The sequence below is a fragment of the Sulfurospirillum cavolei genome, assembly GCF_001548055.1.
GTDB lineage: Bacteria > Campylobacterota > Campylobacteria > Campylobacterales > Sulfurospirillaceae > Sulfurospirillum.
This window is the reverse complement of the sequence record NZ_AP014724.1, coordinates 313751-335056: the sequence shown is the minus strand read 5'-3', so window position 1 is coordinate 335056 and position 21306 is coordinate 313751. Positions and strand designations below refer to the sequence as shown.

19 protein-coding genes and 1 riboswitch are annotated in these 21306 nt (G+C 48.8%); of the genes, 5 read left to right on the top strand and 14 right to left on the bottom strand.

What is annotated here, in order from left to right:
- Positions 1–218 precede the first annotated feature (218 nt).
- The 13 genes from UCH003_RS01755 to UCH003_RS01695 form a co-directional block, all read right to left on the bottom strand.
- Positions 219–620, bottom strand: a complete 402-nt coding sequence (locus tag UCH003_RS01755; RefSeq protein ID WP_039673729.1) for an allophanate hydrolase-related protein — start codon at positions 618–620, stop codon at positions 219–221.
- Complete coding sequence (gene atzF, locus UCH003_RS01750) at positions 617–1942, bottom strand: allophanate hydrolase (protein ID WP_060825195.1); 1326 nt, start codon at positions 1940–1942, stop codon at positions 617–619. The genes UCH003_RS01755 and atzF overlap by 4 nt, the downstream gene beginning before the upstream one ends.
- A 9-nt stretch (positions 1943–1951) precedes the next feature.
- Positions 1952–2809: a DMT family transporter gene (locus tag UCH003_RS01745; RefSeq protein ID WP_060825194.1), complete on the bottom strand. Its 858-nt coding sequence runs from the start codon at positions 2807–2809 to the stop codon at positions 1952–1954.
- A gap of 1 nt (position 2810) precedes the next feature.
- Positions 2811–6413, bottom strand: a complete 3603-nt coding sequence (gene uca / locus UCH003_RS01740; RefSeq protein ID WP_060825193.1) for an urea carboxylase — start codon at positions 6411–6413, stop codon at positions 2811–2813.
- 84 nt (positions 6414–6497) lie between these two features.
- Entirely contained in the window at positions 6498–7109 is a 612-nt protein-coding gene (locus UCH003_RS01735; protein WP_173636948.1) for an urea amidolyase associated protein UAAP2, read from the bottom strand.
- A gap of 10 nt (positions 7110–7119) precedes the next feature.
- Positions 7120–7839, bottom strand: a complete 720-nt coding sequence (locus tag UCH003_RS01730; RefSeq protein ID WP_060825192.1) for an urea amidolyase associated protein UAAP1 — start codon at positions 7837–7839, stop codon at positions 7120–7122.
- The gene (locus tag UCH003_RS01725) at positions 7829–8575 is read right to left on the bottom strand and encodes an ABC transporter ATP-binding protein (protein WP_060825191.1); all 747 of its coding nucleotides are present in this window, start codon (positions 8573–8575) and stop codon (positions 7829–7831) included. The genes UCH003_RS01730 and UCH003_RS01725 overlap by 11 nt, the downstream gene beginning before the upstream one ends.
- Positions 8572–9393 (bottom strand): ABC transporter permease, encoded by an 822-nt coding sequence (locus UCH003_RS01720; protein ID WP_060825190.1) that lies wholly within the window; start codon positions 9391–9393, stop codon positions 8572–8574. Before UCH003_RS01720 ends, UCH003_RS01725 begins: the two co-directional genes overlap by 4 nt.
- A 24-nt stretch (positions 9394–9417) precedes the next feature.
- Positions 9418–10485: a putative urea ABC transporter substrate-binding protein gene (locus UCH003_RS01715; protein WP_060825189.1), complete on the bottom strand. Its 1068-nt coding sequence runs from the start codon at positions 10483–10485 to the stop codon at positions 9418–9420.
- Between the two features lie 46 nt (positions 10486–10531).
- Positions 10532–10627: riboswitch (guanidine-I (ykkC/yxkD leader) on the bottom strand.
- A 131-nt stretch (positions 10628–10758) separates the two neighbouring features.
- Complete coding sequence (locus UCH003_RS01710) at positions 10759–11370, bottom strand: YkgJ family cysteine cluster protein (protein ID WP_060825188.1); 612 nt, start codon at positions 11368–11370, stop codon at positions 10759–10761.
- A 131-nt stretch (positions 11371–11501) separates the two neighbouring features.
- Positions 11502–12533, bottom strand: a complete 1032-nt coding sequence (gene selD, locus UCH003_RS01705) for a selenide, water dikinase SelD (protein WP_060825187.1) — start codon at positions 12531–12533, stop codon at positions 11502–11504.
- Between the two features lie 7 nt (positions 12534–12540).
- Positions 12541–13131: a sulfurtransferase-like selenium metabolism protein YedF gene (gene yedF, locus UCH003_RS01700; RefSeq protein ID WP_060825186.1), complete on the bottom strand. Its 591-nt coding sequence runs from the start codon at positions 13129–13131 to the stop codon at positions 12541–12543.
- Between the two features lie 81 nt (positions 13132–13212).
- Positions 13213–13401 (bottom strand): hypothetical protein, encoded by a 189-nt coding sequence (locus UCH003_RS01695; RefSeq protein WP_039673749.1) that lies wholly within the window; start codon positions 13399–13401, stop codon positions 13213–13215.
- 126 nt (positions 13402–13527) lie between these two features.
- On the opposite strand from UCH003_RS01695, the gene UCH003_RS01690 reads away from it, so the two are divergent.
- The 5 genes from UCH003_RS01690 to UCH003_RS01670 all read left to right on the top strand — a co-directional run bounded on the left by UCH003_RS01690 (position 13528) and on the right by UCH003_RS01670 (position 19158).
- Positions 13528–14316, top strand: coding sequence for an ABC transporter substrate-binding protein (locus UCH003_RS01690; RefSeq protein WP_060825185.1), 789 nt, complete (start codon positions 13528–13530; stop codon positions 14314–14316).
- Positions 14313–16562 carry a diguanylate cyclase domain-containing protein gene (locus UCH003_RS01685; protein ID WP_060825184.1) on the top strand — a complete coding sequence of 750 codons (2250 nt, stop codon included), beginning with the start codon at positions 14313–14315 and terminating at the stop codon, positions 16560–16562. The genes UCH003_RS01690 and UCH003_RS01685 overlap by 4 nt, the downstream gene beginning before the upstream one ends.
- An 83-nt stretch (positions 16563–16645) precedes the next feature.
- Positions 16646–17059 (top strand): MarR family winged helix-turn-helix transcriptional regulator, encoded by a 414-nt coding sequence (locus UCH003_RS01680; protein WP_060825183.1) that lies wholly within the window; start codon positions 16646–16648, stop codon positions 17057–17059.
- A gap of 14 nt (positions 17060–17073) precedes the next feature.
- Positions 17074–18207: an MFS transporter gene (locus UCH003_RS01675; RefSeq protein WP_039674033.1), complete on the top strand. Its 1134-nt coding sequence runs from the start codon at positions 17074–17076 to the stop codon at positions 18205–18207.
- A gap of 9 nt (positions 18208–18216) precedes the next feature.
- Positions 18217–19158, top strand: coding sequence for a DMT family transporter (locus tag UCH003_RS01670; protein WP_060825181.1), 942 nt, complete (start codon positions 18217–18219; stop codon positions 19156–19158).
- Positions 19159–19202: 44 nt separating this feature from the next.
- Here the strand turns inward: UCH003_RS01670 and UCH003_RS01665 are convergent, their stop codons facing one another.
- The gene (locus UCH003_RS01665) at positions 19203–21221 is read right to left on the bottom strand and encodes a TonB-dependent receptor plug domain-containing protein (protein WP_060825180.1); all 2019 of its coding nucleotides are present in this window, start codon (positions 21219–21221) and stop codon (positions 19203–19205) included.
- Positions 21222–21306 lie beyond the last annotated feature (85 nt).

Here is a 21306-nt window from a genome sequence, read left to right as displayed (position 1 = left end):
AGACAGACTATGGGGGGGACGGTTGACTGTCTCTTGGTAGGTTGGGAGTGTTCAAAATTCTGTGTCAACACCGAGTAGCTCCTAAAATTGTATCATTAATTTAAAGCGTTATTGAGTCTACCCTCAAAATAAATCGAGAGTTGTGAGAGGTTCGATTCCTACACCCTCTCGCCGTACTTCACAATCGATTTTCCTTGAACGCTTCCGTCGTTTTACGATCAAACGTGTTGAGCCTTTGCGATATATGCTTTCCAACCTCCGTATTCACTGATCTCTTTTGCATTTTTTACCGCGTCGCATTCGCAGATAAAGCCTTTGACGCTGCTTCCGTCGTCTAGTTCAAGCGTTCCGATGCCTAAAGGCGAGGCGATTTGCACCATGAACGCTCCGAAGTTTTCCAAAGGCATTTGCCATACTTCCAGCTCGATTGCATAAGGGCTTGTGCGATCTTTGAGCAGTCCCGGACGCGGCGGCACTTTTTCGGGAACGTCGAACAAGCGGTATCCTACGGCCGTTTTACACGTTTTGACGTACGTCGCTTGCAAAGCAACCAACTGATGGTTTAAAGGCAAACCCTGCATGTGTGCGCCGCAAACGCCCACTTCGATCCACTGACTCATACGTTCTCCTTCATGTAACGCGCACCCATCGCAAGGAGCGCTTTATCGTTAAAATGATCCGCAAAGATCGTGATGCCAAACGGCAAACCGTTATTTCTTCGACCTGCGGGCAACGCGTACGCGACGCAATCGAGCAAATTCATAAAGTTGGTGTAGTACCCCAAATTCGTATTGAGCCTGATCGGATCGGCGTTGACCTCTTCGATCGTGTAGATCGTCCCCGTCGTCGGCGTCACGATAAAATCGACCGTTTCAAGAACCTCCTCGGCTTTTCTTCGATAAGCCTTCAATCGGTACTCCGCTTCAAAATACGCTTCCGCACTCTTACTTTTTCCTTGCTCGATAATGCCTTTGGTCACGTCTAAAAAGCTCTGAGGCGAACTTTCCAAAAGTGTTTTGGTCGCCACGTAACGCTCCACAACCCAAGGGCCAAAATAAAGCAAATCGGCCGCTTCTAAAAACGGCGCAAAATCGATCTCTTTGAGAGTGCCGCCCAGAGCGATCAAACGCTCTACGCTTGCGTCAAACAAAGCTTTGGCTTCCTCATCGCCGAAAAACGCCAAATCTGCTTTTTTAGGCACTCCGAAATAAAAATGTTCGGGCACGTCGCGCACCCGAGCGGGTAACGCTCTCGCATACACGTCGCCCGCGTCAAAATCCGCCATCACGTCAAAAATAAAGCTCGCGTCTTGCGCGTTTTGGCAAAACAACGAGATGCAATCCAAACTGCGGCACGCCGGTACGACGCCGCTCGTGCTCACGACGCCTTTGGAAGGCTTAAAACCGACCAAGGCGTTAAACGCCGCCGGCACTCTGCCCGAACCCGCCGTATCGGTACCCAATGAAAAAACGACCATATCCAAAGCCACGCTGACCGCACTGCCCGAGCTAGAGCCGCCGGAAATATAGCGTGCGTCGATGCTATTGTGACACGCCCCGTAAGGCGAGCGCGTACCGACAAGCCCCGTCGCAAATTGATCGAGATTGGTTTTACCGATCGGAATCGCTCCCGCTTCGATCAAACGCTCGACGACGTATGCCGACGTTTGGGGAACATAACGAAAATCGGGACATGCCGCCGTCGTGGGAATCCCCGCCAAGTCGATATTATCCTTAATCGCAAACGGGATACCGTACAACGGAAGGCTATGCACCTCTTGCGTCTCCAAACGCGCAAGGTACGGTTCGAGTTCTTCATCGCTTAACACGTAAATCCAAATCGGATTGGAAGCGTGCCGTGCTATCGTCTCTTTAATCGTCGCGACCAGCGTTCGAGGGCTTAGCCCCTCTTTGTACGCTTTTTTAAGAGTCATTCTATCCATCGTATGTTCCTATTCTTCTTGAGATGACAGAGCTTCGATCAATGCCGCCGAAACGACCAATGCACCGCCGGTATATTCGCTAAAACTCAATGCCCGATCGCCGATGTAAGCGGCAGATACCACGGCCGTTACCAGCTCCATGATGATAATGATCGATGAGCGTCCCGCTTGCATCTGCGTGACGCCCCATTGCGAACCGATATTGGCGAGCAGTAACCATAAAAGAGCGTACGCCAGCAATGCCGCCCATGCCCTAGCACCGACCTCACTCGGAAAACGCTCGACGTCTAGTAGTATTAACGTGCTAGCAAGCACGAAGCATCCCCAAAACATCGCTCCGACTTTGACGTTGACATGTACCTCTTTCAACGAGCGAAACAAAATGTTGTTGAGCGCGAAAAAAATCCCCGCCGCTAAAGCGATCAGATCGATCGTCGAAAAGCTTACATGTAAGGTTTCGACTCCGCCCAAAATCAAAAAAGCACCCGCAACGGCAAGCCATGCTCCCCCGACTCTAGCGAGGCTGAGCTTTTCATGCAAAAAGAAGTAACCGCCCAGCACGCCCCACACGGGCAAAAGGTAAAAGAGCACCATCACGCGCACCACGTCGCCGTTAATCAGCGCATAGGTAAAGCAAAGGTTTGCTCCGCCTCCTAAAAGGGCTATCGCACCGAGTCCCGTTGCGTATCGGCGCGAAAATCCTCTTAGCGTTAGAGGCAAATAGACCAACGCCAATACGCCGTACGCACCGAAAATAAGAGCAATTCCCTCAATGCCCAATGCATGAATCTGTTTCAACGGCCACCATGAAAGCCCCCAGAGAATGGAAGCTGAAAAAAGGACGATTACGGGAAGGTGCGATCTCATTTTAAGCCTTGATCGGCTCGATGATAAAAAGCAATTTACCCGCATGAATGTTCTCGCCCTCTTCGCACAAGACCGCGACGATCTTTCCGTTTTCGGAAGCTTCGATCGCGATCTCCATCTTCATCGACTCGGCGATCGCCAAAACATCGCCCTCCTTCACAGTATCGCCGATCTTAGCGTTAATTTTCCATAAATTGCCTTGAACGGGGGCTTCCACGCCTTCGTTATCGCCGAGTTCCACGACCTCGTTTTCGTGCGCGACTTCGGCTTCGTGTTCCGCCGAAAAGTTGGCAAGTCCCGTTTTTTCCCACATCAAACGCTCCTCCTCAAACGCCCGACGTTGCATGGTCACAAACGCGTCGATGCTTTCGCCGTTTTGCGCTAAAAAGGCTTTATACGCTTTCAAACTAAACGTGCTCTCTTCGATTTTGAGGTTGATTTTGCCGCGCGGAAAATCTTCGCGCATCTGCATCAGTTCTTCATGGCTCACTTCGTAAAATCGGATTTGGTCGAAAAAGCGAAGCAACCACGGTTTGCCCTCTTTAAAGTCGTTTGTTTGGCGGTATTTGTTCCACATCTGCACGGTACGACCGACAAACTGATAACCTCCGGGGCCTTCCATACCGTACACGCACATGTACGCCCCGCCGATACCCACGGCATTTTCCGGCGTCCACGTACGAGCGGGGTTGTATTTGGTGGTGACGAGTCGGTGGCGCGGATCCAGCGGCGTGGCGACGGGCGCTCCCAAATAGACGTCTCCTAGTCCCATAACCAAATAATTGGCATCAAAGACGATCTTTTTCACGTCCTCTATCGTGTCAAGCCCGTTGATACGGCGGATAAATTCGATATTGCTCGGACACCACGGCGCATCGGGACGGACGATTTTCATGTATTTTTCGATCGCGATGCGCGTTTGCACGTCGTCCCACGAAAGCGGCAAATGCACGATGCGCGTCGGAACTTCGATGTCGTCGATGCTCGGAAGCGAGCATTCCATTGTCGCAATTTGCTCGATTAGCTTTGCTCGGTCGCACGCTAACGGGTCAAAATGCACCTGCAACGACCGTATGCCCGGCGTTATGTCGATTATTCCCGCAATGCAAGCTTTTTTGAGCGTTTCCATCAAGACGTGGACGCGGAAGCGAAGGGCGATGTCCAGTTGCATCAAACCGTATTCGATCAGCAAATAAGCATCTCCGGACTGTCGAAACGTGATGCTCGGCAAATCGTTTTTGCCCTCATCGCGATACAAAATCGTCGAGCCAAGCGGTGCTATATGTAAGAAAGACCGCGCATCAAACGCGACGCCTTTTTCCAATGCCGCCTCTTGCGCTTGAAGCATTTTGATCGCATTGTCATGGCTGATCGGTACAAAACGGATTTTATCGCCGGCGCGAAGCTGACCGATTTTCCACAGTTCGGCACTCGCGACGCTTACGGGGCAGACGAACCCGCCCAAGCTCGGACCATCAGGCCCTAAAATGACCGGCATATCGCCGGTAAAGTCTACCGCGCCGATCGCATAAGCGTTATCGTGGATATTGGACGGATGAAGTCCCGCTTCTCCGCCGTCTTTGCGCGCCCACGAAGGCTTAGGGCCGATAAGCCTAACCCCCGTACGGTTGGAGTTATAATGCACTTCCCACGTCGCGGCGAAAAACGCCTCGATGTCTTCTTCGGTGAAAAATTCCGGTGCGCCGTGCGGCCCGTACAACACGCCGATCTCCCACGTATTCGTGATTGCGTGGGCTACATTCAGCGGTTCGCTAAGCGGCTCTTGGGCGATCATCGCGCTTACATGTAAAACATCTCCCGCGATCAATTCACGTCCGGCATGTCCGCCGAAATGCCCAAGCGTAAAGGTCGAGCGCGAACCCAAATACAACGGCACGTCCAAACCGCCTCGTACCGCAAGATACGTACGAAAGCCTTGCATGTGTACTTTTTTGAGTTTGAGCATGCTTCCGGCTTTGACATGTATCGCGCGATTCATCGCCACGGTTTCCCCGTCGATGCTCGCATCGATACGCGCGCCGCACAGGGCGATGACGCTTGCTTGATTGAAACGAAGGGTCGGCCCCGTGATCGCGATCTCCAGTCCGGAAGCCTCTTTGGCATTGCCCACAAGCGTATTGGCGTAGCGAAAATGAAGCGCATCAAAAGGACCCGAAGGCGGTACGCCCACATCCCAATAGCCGACGCGTCCGGGAAAATCTTGCACGCTCGTTTGCGTTCCGGGGCGTAAGACGTCGATACGATTACTCGAATAGGCAAAACCGGCTAACGATTTGGTCGTATGCGTCGCATGTCGAAAAAAGTCGCTTCCCACGATCGCACCCAAATACGAAAGATTGGTCGTAATGCCGTCGATGCGCGTTTGGGCGATCGCTTCTTGCATCTTCGTCAAAGCTTCCTCTCGCGAAGGAGCTTTGACGATCAATTTGGCAATCATCGGATCGTAAAACGAGGCGATGCTCACACCCGTTTCGATAAACGAATCGACGCGAATATTCGGCGCAAACGAAACGTTATGAAGCATTCCGGAGCTAGGTTGAAAATTTTTAAGCGGGTCTTCCGCATAGACGCGTACTTGAATCGCATGCCCTACGGGGCGGTGAACATAAGCATAAAGCGCGTCGTTGCGACCGTAAGCTTGGCGAATCATCCACTCGACCAAATCCACGCCGCAGACCTCTTCACTCACGCCGTGTTCGACTTGAAGCCTCGTATTCACTTCCAAAAAGTAAAAATCGTTCGTCGTCGTATCGTACACGAACTCGACCGTTCCGGCACTCAGGTAATTGACCGACTGTCCCAGACGCGTTGCGGCTTCATAGAGTGCTTGTCGCGTTTCATCGCTAAGATTGGGGGCTGGCGTTTCTTCGATGACTTTTTGGTTGCGGCGTTGAATCGAGCAGTCTCGCTCGCCAAGGGTCGCTATCACGCCTTTGCCGTCGCCAAATATCTGTACTTCGATGTGACGCGCGGCGGCGACGTATTTTTCCAAAAAAAGACCGCCGTTGGAGAAGTTGTTTTCGCTCAAACGTTTGACCGAAGCGTACGCTTCATGGAGCGCTCGGTCGTCGTAACACAGCTGCATACCGATGCCCCCGCCGCCCGCGGTGCTTTTGAGCATGACCGGATAACCGATCTCTTGAGCACTTTTTAACGCTTCTTCGACGCTATCAAGCAGGGATGAACCGGGAAGCAAAGGCACGTGATGAGACTCTGCGAGAGACCTTGCGGTGTGTTTGAGACCAAAAGCTTCGATATGCTCAGCCCTTGGACCGATAAAGACAATGCCTTTGGTTTCACACGCTTTCGCAAAAGCGGCATTTTCGCTTAAAAAACCGTATCCCGGATGAATTGCCTCTGCACTGACTTTTTGCGCCAATGCTAAGATCTTTTCGCCCTCAAGATAACTTGAACTCGCCAATCCTTCGCCGATGCAATATGCCTCGTCCGCAAAGCTTACATGTAAGGAATCTTTGTCGGCTTCAGTGTACACGGCCACCGAAACGATGCCCATTTTTTTGAGGGTTTTGATGACGCGGCAAGCGATTTCGCCGCGGTTGGCAATCAGAACTTTTGTAAACATCTCTCATCCTTGCAAAAAATTCGCGGGTCGTCCCGCAAAACTATTTTTCTCTTAAAGGTCGTCCTTTAAAAGGCGCAAACGCGCTTAGGCTTCTTTGATGATGATCTGAATCGGCGTCGGATTGAAACCGTTGCACGGGTTATTGAGTTGCGGGCAGTTGGAAATGAGCACCAAAACGTCCATATAAGCCTTCATTTCGACGTAATCGCCGCCTTTGGAGATACCGTCTACAATCGCCAAATGACCGTCTTCTTCGACCGGAACGTTCATAAAGAAGTTGATGTTGTTGGTCAAATCGCGCGGGTGCATTTCAAGTTCGCCGATCGCTAAAAGATAGTTGTCGCGGCAACTGTGCATGTACTTTTTGTCGTGTCCGAAACGCACCGTATTGCTCTCCGCACTGCAATGCCCGCCTAAAGTGTCGTGGTTTCCGCAGGTATCGGCGACGACTTCGAGCATCACGTTATCGTCGTTGGAAAGCAGTTTTGTTCCCGTCGTGATAAAAATACTGCCCTGCTCGCGAACGGTGTCGCTTGCACTGTAACGCTCTTCGTGATCGTTCGCGTTGTAAAAAAGCGTATCGACCGCTTGACACCCCTCCAAATCGACGATGCGAATCGTTTGACCCTTTTTAACGACACGGTAAAACGGCACACCCGAACTGACGCGCTCGTTGAATATCTCTTTTGCTTCCATCGTTGTCTCCTTAGGCAAAATAACGCGCGTTATTCTCAAAACCGCGTCTGGCTTCTTCGCTAAAATTCAAACAAAAATCATCTTCGCTAAAGTCCGCTCCGTGATAGATAACGACGGAGAGTTCGCTTGGCGCATACGTTCCTTTTTCCATGACGTGCGGCGTATTGGAAAGCACCAAAAGCACGTTCATATCGGCACGAAACTCGATGTAATCTCCCTCTTTGGGACGTTTGGGAGAAAGTTCCAACAAACTGCCCTCTTTGACGTCGACTTTGCGAAAAAGGTTGAGGCAGGGAATCATATCGCGTTTGCCCATGCCGTATTTGCCAAGCTCGATCAAAAAGTTTTCACGGTCGCTTTTGAAATAGGCATTGCGCATCTTCTCGTACGTGCCGATTCCAAAGTTTTTTTCGATGATGCGTGCATTGCTCATGCCTGCCATCGTATCCAAAAGCCCTTGGGTGGTATCATCCGTAATCGACAAAAGCACGTGCCCGAGTTCAGAGAAAAGCACTTTACCTTTGCCTAAAAAGGCGTTCCACTGAATCTTGACCGTATCGGCAGAGTTGTAACGCTCGCTGAAATTATCGGCGTTGTAGAACATGATGCTCGCACTCGCATTGGCATCTTTAGCGTAAATGCGGATTTTATCGCCGCGTTTGATGATCTTTGACCACTTCGCACCCCCAACGATACGCTCTTCCAAAACAATCTTGTTTTTATCTATCATTTTTTTCTTCCTTTTTCTCACGCAATAACGGAATATCGTACGTGATTTTTGCGCCAAACGCGTTGGGTGCTTGAGGATCGTTTCGAACCTTATCGAACACCAACACTCTGGTTCCCAAATAAAAGCCCTCGTGAAGATCGTGCGTGACCATCACGACGGTTAAGTTGTTTTTCTTCCACAAATCCAAAATAAGCGCGTGCATATCGGCTCGAATGCCCGGATCCAACGCCCCGAAAGGCTCGTCCAATAAAAGCAGTTTAGGCTTTTTAACCAAAGACTGCGCGATGGAAAGGCGTTGTTGCATCCCGCCGGATAATTGGCTCGGATAGTGATGAAGCACGCTTCCAAGGCCCACGGCTTCTAGCATCGCGACGGCTTCGGCGCGTGCTTCTTTTTTAGCGCGACCGAAGAGTTTGCCTAAAAAAGGCGCTTTTCCCAATTCAATGCCGAGCATCACGTTTTCCAAAACGCTTAAATGCGAAAAAAGCGAATAACGCTGAAACACGATGCCCCGCTCCACGCTCGGTTCGCTCTGAAACGGTTTACCCTCAAAGAGAAAAAGCCCTTTACTCGGGCTCTCTTCGCCGAGCAACATCTTTAAAAACGTGCTCTTACCGCAGCCTGAAGGTCCTACCAACGTGCAAAACTCGCCCTCTTTGATCTCCAAAGAGAGGTTTTCCAACACGACGTTATCCCCGTAGCGTTTCCATAGATTTTTGATCGTAATCAAACTCATAGGGCATCCTTTTTCGCGTACCACGGGAAAACCTTACATGTCACTTTTTTGAGGATAAAATCCGCTAAAAACGCCAACACCGTAATCCATAAAACATAGGGCAAAATCATATCCATCGCCAAATAACGTCTGACCAAAAAGATGCGATACCCAAGTCCCTCGGTAGCGGCGATCGCTTCGGAGGAGATCAAGAAAATCCACGCCGTTCCCAAGGTCAATCGAACCGAATCTAAAAGACGCGGTAACATCTGCGGGACGATAATGCGAATGGCAAGCGTCCACGAACTGGCTCCCAAAGTTTGCGCTTTAATGAGCTGCTCTTTGGGAAACTCCTCGACGCGATGCTGTAAATCGCGCACGATGATGGGCGTTACGCCGATAACGATCAATGCGACTTTAGCGACCTCTCCCATTCCAAAGACGATAAAAAGGATCGGCAAGATCGCAATCGGCGGCACCATCGAAAAGGCGGCGATAAACGGGGAAAAACCCGCTCGAACGAGCGGAATCAACCCCAAAGGCACGCCGAGCATCAATCCCAACGCCGCGCTAATGCCAATCCCCAATCCTAAACGCTGCAAGGAAGCGAGCGTATCGTTCCAAAAAATGATCTCGCCGCTTCGTTTACTCGGACTCAGTGCCGACTTGTCCATCGTTTGCGCCATCTGCGCGATCGAGGGTAAGAGCTTATCCTCGGCATTGTCCGCTAACCTCGAATGGGAAGCAAACACGTACACGATCACGAGAATGACAAACGGGAGCAGTCCTAATAGCAAGGCGTTCCCGCGATTGGGTTTTCGGTTGATCAGTCGCTTCATCCTATCCTCTTTTGTATACGAATTTTAGAGTTTTCCCTCAGCCGCCAATTTCATGTATTCGTCCGTAAAGCGAAGTTTCATATTTCCGGTACTGCCGTAGGTTTTGCCGTTAGGAAACGCCATACCGACAAAGGTCGCATCTTTGGCACCGTCTCCTAAAATACCGTGCTCAAAGGAGAATTCGCTCACTTTTTGCATCGTTTTGGGGAGCTCTGTGCTAATACTAAATGCTACGGCATCTTTAGCGTCGTAGAACATATTGGTCGTTTTAAGTTGGCTATTGAAGCCCGCAACGTCCGTTCCGGAGGCTTTTGCCATTGCCGCAATCGCTTTGGCGTCTTTATTTTTCATCAAGCCCATCATCTCGTACCATGCGCCGGTTAACGCTTTGGCAAGCTTGGGATTGTCTTTGATCGTCTCGGTATTGAGCACTAACATGTCGATGATTTCGCCGGGAATTTTGCTGGAGTCAAATACCAAAGAAGCGCCTTTCATCCCTTTGATTTCGCTGAGTTGCGGATTCCAAGTGACCAAAGAGGTGACCTCGGGTGAAGCAAATGCCGCAACGATGTCCGCATCGGAGGTATTGACGACTTTGATGTCTTTTTCTTTAAGCCCAACGCTTTCAAGTCCGCGTGCTAAAAGGTAGTGAGAGACGGAGAGTTCGACGAGATTGACGTTTTGACCTTTGATTTCGGCAAGGCTTTTTTTGTTTTTAAGAATAATACCGTCGTTCCCGTTGGAAAAATCGCCGATAATTACGGCAGTGGAGTCCACACCGCCCGCGGCAGGAATCGTGAGTGCGTCCATATTGGTCATCACGCATCCGTCAAATTTTCCGGCGGTGTATTGGTTGATCGATTCGACATAGTCGTTGACTTGAACCATTTCGATTTGAATGCCGTATTTTTTCGCCCATTTATCGATAATGCCGGATTGTTGCGCATAGTCCCACGGCATCCATCCGACGTAAATCGTCCACGCGACTTGGAACTTCTCTTTGGTTTGAGCCATTAAAGAGACGCTCATCATCGTCGTAGCCACCATAGAGGCAACACAAAGCTTCAGCACAGAGTTAAAGATAGAGGTCATGGAAGACTCCTGAGTAGAATTTGGGAAACACGCCAAGAGGTTGAAAACCTCCCGGGCTTTTATCCCTCCGTGAACCTCTACTCAAGAGGCGACAGCTCTTGGACCAGACGCACGATGTGCCGGAACCCTAGCCGTCATTTCAGTGATTAGCAGTGAGGCTTTCGCCCCAATGACATGTTTTCTGCCGAAAGTATAACCGATTTTTTGAAAACGAATAAACACTCAATTGATTAAAATTTAAGCACTTAATTCAAAAGCCTTGAAAACAAACGCTTATGCGCTATAAGGCGTTTTGAGATACGACGTCAGGAATTTGAGCGATTCTAAATGCATACTTAAGTATCGGTTATGAGAGGTTTGTTTATAAACGTACAGCGGAGCATCGGCTATTTTTCCGACGTATTCAAAGTCGTTTCGATCGCTAATGCGCTCTAAAAAAAGACGCGTTTCTTCTTTTTTAGCGACAAAATTTTCCAAACGTTTCGTGTAAAACGCCGATTCCAAAACACCGTTTTTGCACAATAACCGTCCTTGCGTACGGCTTAGCGAAGGGCATTTCGTATCCACCAAAAGATGTTCGAAGTAAGGGCTCACGGGATAGAGTCGGCATGCGGGCGGGCGGGCATCGTAGATCGAACAACGCTTATGATCAAGATAGCGACACGTGTTCTCTCCGTCGTTGAGCAAAACAAAAACGCCCAAGCTATCTTCGAGAAAACTAAAAACAATCGGAAAATAACGGTAAACCGCTTCAAAGTCTTCCAAAATCAAAGGCGCTAGCGAAAAGCCGTGCGCTCCGTCACAGCAAAAACCTTGACATGTAGAACACCCGTTAAAATACCAATCATGCCCTTTAATCGTGACAAAACTTCCGATACAATCCATTCTTACCCGCGTCAATTTAAGATACAATTATCATACAACAAAGTCGAAAGCAAATCCATACCCGTTTGGTAAAACCAAGGCGAAACGCACGATAGCATGTCGACAAACGCCGTTTTTACACACCCTTAAGCTTACATGTACGTTAACGGTTTATCGTAAAACGCCTTGACTTCCGCAATGATTGCCGCATACTCCACTCCTTCGTTTCGAAGGTGTTCGAGCAGTTTTGGCGCGTCGTTTTGCGCAACCGCGATCAACAAGCCGCCCGACGTTTGCGCGTCGTAAAGCATGATCTCGTTTCGATGCGCTTTGTTAACGGCGACTTTATCGCTCAAATAGGCTTTATTGGTATACGCTCCGGCGGGAATAATCCCCATATCCGCCAATGCCTTAGCTTCCTCGACGATAGGAATCGCGTCGATATCAAAAAGAATACTCACGCGATCGGCACTCATTTCGTACGCATGCCCGAAAAGTCCGAATCCCGTTACGTCGGTGCATGCGCTCACGTCGTAGCGTTGCATGATGCGCGACGCCTTGTGGTTCAACGTTGCCAAAATCGACGCGACCTTTTCGACCGCATCGTTTGGAAGCATATCCGCTTTGATCGCCGTCGTTAAGATACCCATGCCCAACGGTTTGGTCAAAACGAGCACGTCGCCGATTCTGGGCGTATTGTTTCGGTAAATCTTTTGAGGATGAACAAACCCCGCAACGCTTAAACCGTAGGTCATTTCGGGTGCTTCGATGGTATGGCCGCCGATAATGACGCCGCCGCATTCTCGTACTTTACTCTCCCCGCCCGCTAAAATCTCTTTGAGCACGCTTCGGGGTTGATGGCAACCGTCAAATCCGACGATATTCATCGCCGTTGCGACTTCTCCGCCCATCGCAAAAACGTCGCTTAACGAATTGGCGGCGGCGATTTGTCCGTAAACAAACGGATCGTCCACGACGGGCGTAATAATATCGACCGTCTGAACCAACGCACGCGTGCTATCAAGTGCATATACGCTGGCATCGTCACTGGTGTCCATTCCGACCAATACGTTTTCATGCGTGCAAGAAAGGCTGCCGATCGCTTCTGTGAGATCCCCCGGACCTAGCTTGGCAGCACAACCCGCAGCCTTGACGTATTTGGTCAATTTTGCTTCGTTGTTCATAGCGTTCCTATAAGCTAATAGTGCCTTCTCCGCCGAAAAGCATCTCGATCGTGCCGTACGCATTGCCGATTTTACCGACTTTGAGCCGGTCGCTCACACCGTAAAATTCAAGGCAAACGCCGCACGAGTAAATTTCAACGCCTTTGGCTTCCAAGCCTTTTAAAATCTCGATCACGGGAGAGGTCTCATCGGCGGTCGTTAAATGCACCGCAGTGTTGACGCAAACGATGCGTTTGGGAAGCTTGGGAAGTTCTAACGTGGATTTCAAAAACCCGACGATCAGTTTAGCACCGAGTTCGCCCTCGCCTACTTTATCGCTTTTCAAAAAGAGGGTTTTGTCCAAAAACGCTTCCTCTTTAGAAGAAGCGACAACCGCGCACGCAAAGCCTTTCACGACCGTAACCAGGCTTTTACCGTCTTGTAAATCTTCGACTCTTGCGTCGTAACCGCTATTTTGTGCGAAACGCAAAACGTTTTCTCGCGAAGCAACGTTATCGACGACGATCTCTAAAATCGAGTCGTTCGGAAGCGTCTCCAAAGCTTTTTTTGTTTTTAAAACCGGTTCGGGACACGCCAAACCGCTGCAATCGATTTTCATGGTATTGTTCTCCGTATTTAAAAAGTGTTGCGTCTACGCCGTAGACCTTGGAAAAAAGGGGGAAGAGCCGAGGCGCTCTTCTTATTTTTGATTCATCGTTTTTTCAATCCATGCGCTCGCTTCGGCGACGGACGGAAATTTTTGACTTTTGGCGACTTGGTTTTGACCTTCGTAAAAGCGCACGCGGATACCGTCTTGCACTTCGTCGATTTTAATACGCGTAATGCGATCGGCATTGAGGTAGACGCGATCGTTTAATCTGACAAACATATTCGTAACTCCTTGATCTGATAATTGCCCTCATTGTAGCACGATTTTTGTAAATTCAAAATAGCAATCGCATTTTTGTGCTATACTTTAAAACCGTATGTTTTGATGTCATAAAAAGGTCACGCCATGGGAGTGTTTCCGCGAATTTACATCGCCTTAATGCTTTTTCCTTCCTTTCTTTTTGCCGACCTTTTAGATACCGTCTTGCATACCCAACAACTTCGCGTGTGTATTTGGCCCGAATATTACGGCATCTCGTACCTCAATCCCCGCACGCAAAAACTTTCCGGTATTGACGTTGATTTAGCCGAAGAGTTCGCTTCAACACTCGGCGTAAGCGCATGCTTCGTACAAAGCTCGTTTGCGACCTTGGTTCAAGACCTCTTATCGCATCGATGCGACATCGCGATGTTTGCGATCGGCATTACGCCGGAGCGTCAAAAATATTTACGGTTCACGTCGCCGCACCTGCAAAGTGATATATACGCCATCGTATCCAAAAGCAATAACCGCATTCAAACATGGGACGACATCGACCAAGACGGTGTCGTCGTCACCGTCGCCAAAGGAACCTACCATGTAAAACTGATGCAAGACGCCTTGCGTAAAGCCTCTTTACATGTCGTCGATTCGTTGCGTGCACGCGAACAAGAAGTCGAATCCGGACGCGCGGACGTGATGATGAGCGACTACCCTTTTAGCACGCAACTGCTGGTCGAAAAAGAGTGGGCAAAGCGCATCGCACCCACCTCTTCTTTCCATCCAACTTCCTACGCATGGGCATTGGATAAAAATGAAGAGGCTTTATACTCTCGTGCCGAGGCGTTTATGCAAACGATTAAACGCGACGGTCGTTTGCAAACGATCGCAAAGCGGTACGCGCTTGATCCTATCGTGGTTGTAACGCCGCCGTGAAACCGACCTACCTCAACAAGACCGTACTGCGTTACGCGTCAATCGGCTTTTTTATCATCGCGCTGACGATCTTTTTGATGGCGACGACACTCAAAGACCTTCGCCAAGAAGCGATGGATACGCATCGCCGCATCGCCGAATTGTATGCGTATACGTTTGAAGAGCATTTTTCGCAAATGCTCCATCATCTCAATTTTTCGATCGATCGTTTAATGCAACTGAGCGTCTCGCAAAAAGAAGTCGCCTCATTATCGCCGCTTCTGCATTCCTTATGCGAAAACGTTCCGTATATTCGTTCGTTTTCGATCAGCGACGAGACGGGAAAAATCATCGCAAGTTCTCTTTCTAACAATATCGACCGTTCAGTCGACCTTCACACCTTTTTGCCGATTCCTTTCGGAGACGACGCACTTTTGCGCATCGGCATTCCGCAAGAAGGACGGGATTTTTTCGCCTCAAAATCCAACGGCGATTATCGAGCGATCGATGCCAACGGCGTCTTTTTCTTGCCTGTTATCAAAAAAATAACTTTGGAAAATCGCCCGTATTACGTTGCCGTTTCGATCAATACGGACTATCTTTACCGTCGCTACCTCTCGATTTTGCCGCCGGAACAAGGTACGACGCTTTCGATTTGGCGCATCGACGGAACCTTGCTTTTTTCAAGCGATCGAACACAGCCTTTAGCTTTGTCGCACTACACGCCGCAACATCCTAAAGATCACGAAGATTTTTACGAACATGTCAAACACTACGTACACCATACGCTTAACGTCTTTCGCAGTGCGCACACGTTTGGTTTTATCGTCGAAATCAAAACCGACGAACAGGTCGTCTTAACCTACGGCGATAAAGAGCGTCGTAAAATTTTATGGCTCAATGCCGCACTCATTTTATGTTTAGGCGTTCTTTTTACGACCCTCGTGATTCGCTATTTGAGGGAGAACGAACGCCAAAAGAGACAATTGACGTACGAAAAGCAGTTTCGCATCGCCATGGAAGCGACGCAAACGGGGCTTTGGACGTGGGACCTTAGCGACGATCGCGTCACATGGGATCCTCAATGTTTTAAACTCTTAGGGTACGCACCCGACGCTTTTGAGATCAGCTTGGAAAAAATCTACCAATTGACCCATCCGGACGAAGCGGCGACGATGTATTTTGCTATCAAGGAACAGATCATCGCAAAACATGCTTTCGTGATCGAACGTCGTATGCTCAACGCCCGCAACGAATGGGTTTACGTTCAAGTCAGGGGCAAAGCGATCGAAACGACGGATGAGGGCGAACCGAAGCTTTTAACGGGGGTTTATATCAACATCGACGCACAAAAAAAAGCAGAACATTTACACCTAAATGCCGTTGCTTTCGAGGCGCAAGAAGCTATTTTGATTACCGACGCAAACGAAAAAATCCTCAAAGCCAACGAAGCGTTTACGCGAATTACAGGCTATTGCGAAAGCGAAATTATCGGCGAAACGCCTCGTTTTTTCCGATCGGGCAAGCATGGCAAAGCGTTTTATACCGCTATGTGGCAGGAGCTCCTTTCCAAAGGATTTTGGCAAGGCGAGATGTGGAACAAACGTAAAAACGGAGAAATTTTCGCCGAATTTTTGACGATTACCGCCATTAAAAACAAAGAAGGGACAACCACGCACTATATTGCCAATCTCAGCGATATAACGCAACATAAAGTCGCACGAGATCAGATTCGCGAGATGGCGTTTTACGACCCTTTAACACACCTTGCCAACCGTAGAGTCCTTGATGAGACGATGCAACATTTATTGCATGAAGGCAAAAACAAACCGAATTACCATGCGCTTTTGTTTATCGATTTGGATCATTTTAAAACGCTCAACGATTCCTACGGGCACGATGCCGGCGACATGTTGCTCGTGCAAGTTTCCGCACGACTCAAAGATGCCGTTCGCAAAAGCGACCTTGCCGTACGTCTCGGAGGAGACGAGTTCGTCGTCGTGCTGTGCGAATTAGGCAACCACTACGGTATGGCGCATTACCTCGCACAAGGCGTTGCGCAAAAAATTTTAACGCATCTGTGTGAACCTTACGCTCTTTTAGAAGGTAACTATACCATAGGTGCTAGTATCGGATGTGTTCTTTTTACGAGCGATACGCATCCAAACGAAATCGCTATTTTAAAAGAAGCCGATTCGGCGATGTATCAAGCCAAAACGAACGGACGCAATCGGATTTATTTTCGCGACGATGCGGCACATTCTTAAGAGAATTTTTGAGGCAAAAACGAGGAGCGATTCATAAGGTTGTATATGCAATAATTTCATATGCAACTATTTTGGAGCGGCTCATGAATCTACCCGTCAACGACAGCATCGCTTTTCGTATCGCACGTACCGCCAATCGAATCAACCAAACGATCACGACGCTTTTAAGCGTGGAAGGGATTGCACCCGAACAGCGCATTTTGCTTGAAATCTTAACGACATGCGAACATGTCAACCAAATAACGCTTTGCGCCATGCTCAACAAAAGTCCCGCAACGATCAGCCGTACCCTTGATTCGCTCGAGAAAAAAGGGCTGATCGTGAAAAAATCGATCGAACACGATAAGCGCGCCAACCTCATCGAAGTGACGCACGAAGGATACGACGTACTCCAACGCTCCGAAGCGACCGTTCTCGCGTTTCGCAAAAGTTTGTCCGATCGGCTTACGCTCGAAGAAAAAAACACGCTTTTTAGTCTTTTAGAAAAACTCTCCTAAGGTCTTACATGTACATGCGTTCCTCCTATGCTTTCGCACAAAAAATTACCGCTTTTTCGACCTTTCTCGCCTTTATGGGAATGGGCGTCGTCGATCCGATTTTACCCGATATTGCCAAACAGCTCGGTGCAACCGCGTGGCAGGTCGAACTTTTGTTTAGCACGTATATCCTGATGATGGCGTTTGTGATGATTCCCGCCGGAATGCTTGCCGGAAAATTCGGCGATAAAAAGATCATGGCGTTTGGACTGTTCGTCGTTGCCCTTTTTGCGCTTTTATGTGCCTCGGCCGGAAATATTACCGCACTTGCCCTCTTTCGCGCGGGCTGGGGATACGGTAACGCCCACTTTTTTGCAACGGCACTGATTTTATTGATCGCCTTATCGCCCGACTACCATAAAGCCGTCGGCTTGTTTGAAGGAGCGATCGGCTTTGGCATTGCTTCAGGTCCGCTTCTGGGCGGATTTGTCGGGCACTATTCGTGGCGTTATCCTTTTCTTATCACGGGATGTTTGAGTCTGATCGCCTTTTTACTCGTGCTCGTCTTCGTTCAAGAGCCGCCGAAAAAAAACACGGCACGATCTGCCGGTTGGAGCGACCTTAAAGCACTTTTTTGCGACGTCAAATTCTTAAAAATCTCGATCGGCGCACTGTTTTATTACTATGCGTTCTTTGTCGTTTTGGCGTATTCGCCTTTGGTCGTACCGATGAATCCGATTGAGATCGGACTCTTGTTCTTCGGCTGGGGCGTCGCTTTGGCACTCGGTTCGATCGTTCTGAGTGATCTCTTAGAGAGACGATGGCGCGTCGAAAAAATTATTCCGCCGACACTCGGTGCGTTCAGCCTTGTTTTACTGGCACTCATGGCTAGCGACTCTTTAACCCGTATGGCAATTTTCATCGTCATCAGCGGTCTCTTATCCGGCATCATTAATTCACTTTTAACGACTTACGTGATGCAAAGCCGTTTTGAGCGTAACATCGTCTCGGGCGGGTATAACTTTCTTCGCTGGAGCGGTGCGGCCATCGCCCCGATAGCTTCCGGAATCATCGGTGAACATTTCGGAGCGAAACTGCCCTACCTGCTTGCCGCGCTTGGTTGCGGAATCGCTTTTTATTGTATCGTTCGTTCACGACGCCACGGCTAAAGGAGAACTATGCCGGCTCTACTTTTTTTAGGAATGCTTTCGGCGCTGTTTTTCAGCACGACGTTTCTGCTCAACCGTATGATGAGTTTAGCGCACGGACACTGGGTTTGGTCGGCGTCGCTCCGCTATTTTTTTATGATTGTCATGGTGGCACTCGTCATCGCTCTTTGGGAAGGAGTTCCGACGCTCAAAGGCGTTTTAGCTCTTTTTAGACGCTTTTGGCGTTTTTGGATCGTCGCGGGAAGCATCGGTTTTGGAGGCTTTTACGCATTTTTGTGTTACGCTGCCGACTTTGCGCAAGGCTGGGTCGTCGCAACGACGTGGCAAATGACCGTAATCGCTTCGCTCATCGTTTTGATCGCCTTTGGAAAGCGTTTTGCCAAACGCATCTGGTTTTTTTGCGCATTGATTTTACTCGGCGTTACCTTGGTCAACCTTGCCTCGATCACGCATTTTCGGTGGGATGAACTGTTAAAAGGTTTTCTACCCGTTTTAGCCGCGGCATTTTGCTATCCGATCGGCAATCAACTCGTGTGGGAAGCCAGACATCAAACCCATTCATGGATTCCGCATATCGACGACCCTTTAATGCACAATGCATTTCACAAAGTGCTCTTACTCTCTTTAGGCTCCGTTCCTTTTTGGTTGGTGTTGATCGTTTGCGCAACTCCGCCGCCGCCCTCGATTTCGCAAGTCGCGAATACCGCCGCGGTCGCTTTTTTTTCGGGCATCGTTGCGACAACACTCTTTTTATATGCGAGAAGTCGCGCTAAAACCAGTGCCGAAATTGCCGCGGTGGATGCGACGCAAGCCGCCGAAGTCATTTTTGCGCTGATCGGAGAGGTTCTTTTTTTGGAAGCTCCTATGCCGCCTTGGAGTGCGTTTTTAGGCATAGGATTGGTTTTTATCGGTCTTTTTTTCTTTATCGTGTTTCAAAAAGAGGAGAGCTAAAGAGAGTTTTTGGCTCTCTTTAGCCTTTACATGTAAAGAGATCGTTAGAAAGTATAGCGCGCATTGGCGTAATAGTTTCGTCCCTCTTGCGCATAGCCGTTGTTGTAGTAATAGTACTCGTCAAAGAGATTTTTGATGCCGATCGCCAATTCAAGATCTTTGACCGGACGGTATGCCACGCGAATATCCGCTACCGTGTAAGCACTGCTCTCTTCGCTACCGCTGACCGTGGAGTATCGTTTCCCTTCATGGCGAACGATCGGCGTAATATCAACTGAATGGATCGGCGAATAGGTTAAGCTCGCATAGTAACTGTGTTTAGGCGTATCGGTCGTATATTTAGCATTGGCGGTTTTGCTGTCTTCAATCGTCGCATCGATATACGTATACGAGACCGTACTTCGAAGCAGTTCACTCCATTGCGAATTCAAGCTGACTTCGGCACCTTTGTGCTCTTCTTGGTCAAAGTTTTGCATTTGCTTGCAGTTTGTACCCGTACAACCTAACGTCGAATTCGTATTGGTTAAACCGCTAACGCTTGCAATATAGTCTTTGGTTTTCGTATAAAAAAGGGCGACTTTGGCATGATGATCTTCGACGAATGCCCAATCGGTACCGATTTCGTACGTCGTTGAACGTTCGGCGTCCAAATTTGGATTTAAGATATAATCGCCGAAGCGTGTAGAGTAACGATCTTTCAACGTCGGCATATTGCTTTTTTGAGAGATACTGCCGTAAAACGACAAATCTTTCGTCGCTTGATACGAAAGAATCGTTTGAGGATTGAAAGCATCCGAATCGTATTTCGGGAATTCTCCGGCTATTCGTGTTCCGGCGTTATTGCGATACTCGGCTTGCGTGACCTCGTTTTTATCGTAGCTACCGCCGAGTGTCCATGTCAATTTATCGCTTATTTGCCATGAATATTCCGCACCCAAAGATAAGGTTTTACTTTCGTCTTTGAGATCGGCACCCGAAGATTTTGAGCTAATGTCTTTGTGATTATCGTATTTTTGAGAGACGGAAAGCTTCAAAAGATGGTTGTCGGCAATTTTAATATCGCCTTCGATAATACCGCCAAACGTGTTATCGTCATACTCGGAGATTTCCGTAACGGTATTTTGAGCCGAAGTTTGAGGCGTGCCCTTAAATAAAATTTTGTTGTAAAATTCATCGTAATACCAACGTGTTTTTAAAAAATGTTCGCCGATAGCCGTTTTAGTAATAATGTAATAACTCGTCTTATCCCAATCCTTCCAATCCCAGTTGCGATTATACACGCCGCCTCCGGTGGAGCCTTGTGCCGAGGCATACCACGGTTGTTCTTTATCGCCGCGTTGAACGATGTAGTTGAAAGAGTATTCATCGGTTGAATTGGGCGTATAGCCGACTTTAAGATTGAGCTTTTTATCGCCGGATTCGGAGTTGGAGCGTTTATGTCCCTCTTGATGACCCGCAGGATCGTAATCGCTTGAGATTTTATAATAATCTCTAGAGACGTTGGAAACGGAGATCAAGCCGTAGTATAGCTCTTGCTTCGTACCCATCGTTGCGTACTCTTCGTATCCGTCTCCGCTAAACGCACCCACACCCACTTCGCCCTCAAGTTCTTTGGTCGGTTGTTTCGTAATCAGATTGATCGCACCGCCCATCGTGTTAGCCCCGTACATCGGAGAGACATAGCCCTTGGAAACGTCGATTTCGCCGATGTCGTAGGTTTTAAAGCGTCCTAAATCGATATTGTGGTCGTACGGAACGTAAATGGGAATACCGTCGATGTAAATCGGCACGCGATTACTTGAAAAGCCGCGTACGCGTACTTTTGACTCGCCCCTAGCCCCCGTATAGTCCGTATACACGCCCGGCGTACTTTGCAATGCGTCGACGACGGTTTTTGCATCCGTCTCTTTTATCGTCTCACTCGTGACGACTTCGACGCTAGGATTGGCACTAATATCTTTTTCCGATGTTACCTCTATTTTCCCCAGCTCAAACGTTTCCGCTAAAAGCATGGAAGATGCTACCAAAGAGAGCATCACTCCTAAACACATTTGTTTTCTCATCTTTCCTCCTTTAAAATGTCACGCTATCTTATTATATATATTTTTATATAATGCTAAATATTTCGTCATTTCTTTCAAATCATAT

What these genes read in the sequence shown, in the direction of transcription:
- UCH003_RS01670 (WP_060825181.1), top strand. Translation starts at nt 18,217, where the DNA reads ATGCCGGCTCTACTTTTTTTAGGAATGCTTTCGGCGCTGTTTTTCAGC.
- UCH003_RS01680 (WP_060825183.1), top strand. Translation starts at nt 16,646, where the DNA reads ATGAATCTACCCGTCAACGACAGCATCGCTTTTCGTATCGCACGTACC.
- UCH003_RS01715 (WP_060825189.1), bottom strand. Translation starts at nt 10,485, where the DNA reads ATGACCTCTATCTTTAACTCTGTGCTGAAGCTTTGTGTTGCCTCTATG.
- UCH003_RS01690 (WP_060825185.1), top strand. Translation starts at nt 13,528, where the DNA reads ATGGGAGTGTTTCCGCGAATTTACATCGCCTTAATGCTTTTTCCTTCC.
- UCH003_RS01735 (WP_173636948.1), bottom strand. Translation starts at nt 7,109, where the DNA reads ATGGAAGCAAAAGAGATATTCAACGAGCGCGTCAGTTCGGGTGTGCCG.
- UCH003_RS01710 (WP_060825188.1), bottom strand. Translation starts at nt 11,370, where the DNA reads ATGGATTGTATCGGAAGTTTTGTCACGATTAAAGGGCATGATTGGTAT.
- UCH003_RS01695 (WP_039673749.1), bottom strand. Translation starts at nt 13,401, where the DNA reads ATGTTTGTCAGATTAAACGATCGCGTCTACCTCAATGCCGATCGCATT.
- selD (WP_060825187.1), bottom strand. Translation starts at nt 12,533, where the DNA reads ATGAACAACGAAGCAAAATTGACCAAATACGTCAAGGCTGCGGGTTGT.
- atzF (WP_060825195.1), bottom strand. Translation starts at nt 1,942, where the DNA reads ATGGATAGAATGACTCTTAAAAAAGCGTACAAAGAGGGGCTAAGCCCT.
- UCH003_RS01720 (WP_060825190.1), bottom strand. Translation starts at nt 9,393, where the DNA reads ATGAAGCGACTGATCAACCGAAAACCCAATCGCGGGAACGCCTTGCTA.
- UCH003_RS01730 (WP_060825192.1), bottom strand. Translation starts at nt 7,839, where the DNA reads ATGATAGATAAAAACAAGATTGTTTTGGAAGAGCGTATCGTTGGGGGT.
- UCH003_RS01745 (WP_060825194.1), bottom strand. Translation starts at nt 2,809, where the DNA reads ATGAGATCGCACCTTCCCGTAATCGTCCTTTTTTCAGCTTCCATTCTC.
- UCH003_RS01755 (WP_039673729.1), bottom strand. Translation starts at nt 620, where the DNA reads ATGAGTCAGTGGATCGAAGTGGGCGTTTGCGGCGCACACATGCAGGGT.
- uca (WP_060825193.1), bottom strand. Translation starts at nt 6,413, where the DNA reads ATGTTTACAAAAGTTCTGATTGCCAACCGCGGCGAAATCGCTTGCCGC.
- UCH003_RS01675 (WP_039674033.1), top strand. Translation starts at nt 17,074, where the DNA reads ATGCGTTCCTCCTATGCTTTCGCACAAAAAATTACCGCTTTTTCGACC.
- UCH003_RS01665 (WP_060825180.1), bottom strand. Translation starts at nt 21,221, where the DNA reads ATGAGAAAACAAATGTGTTTAGGAGTGATGCTCTCTTTGGTAGCATCT.
- yedF (WP_060825186.1), bottom strand. Translation starts at nt 13,131, where the DNA reads ATGAAAATCGATTGCAGCGGTTTGGCGTGTCCCGAACCGGTTTTAAAA.
- UCH003_RS01725 (WP_060825191.1), bottom strand. Translation starts at nt 8,575, where the DNA reads ATGAGTTTGATTACGATCAAAAATCTATGGAAACGCTACGGGGATAAC.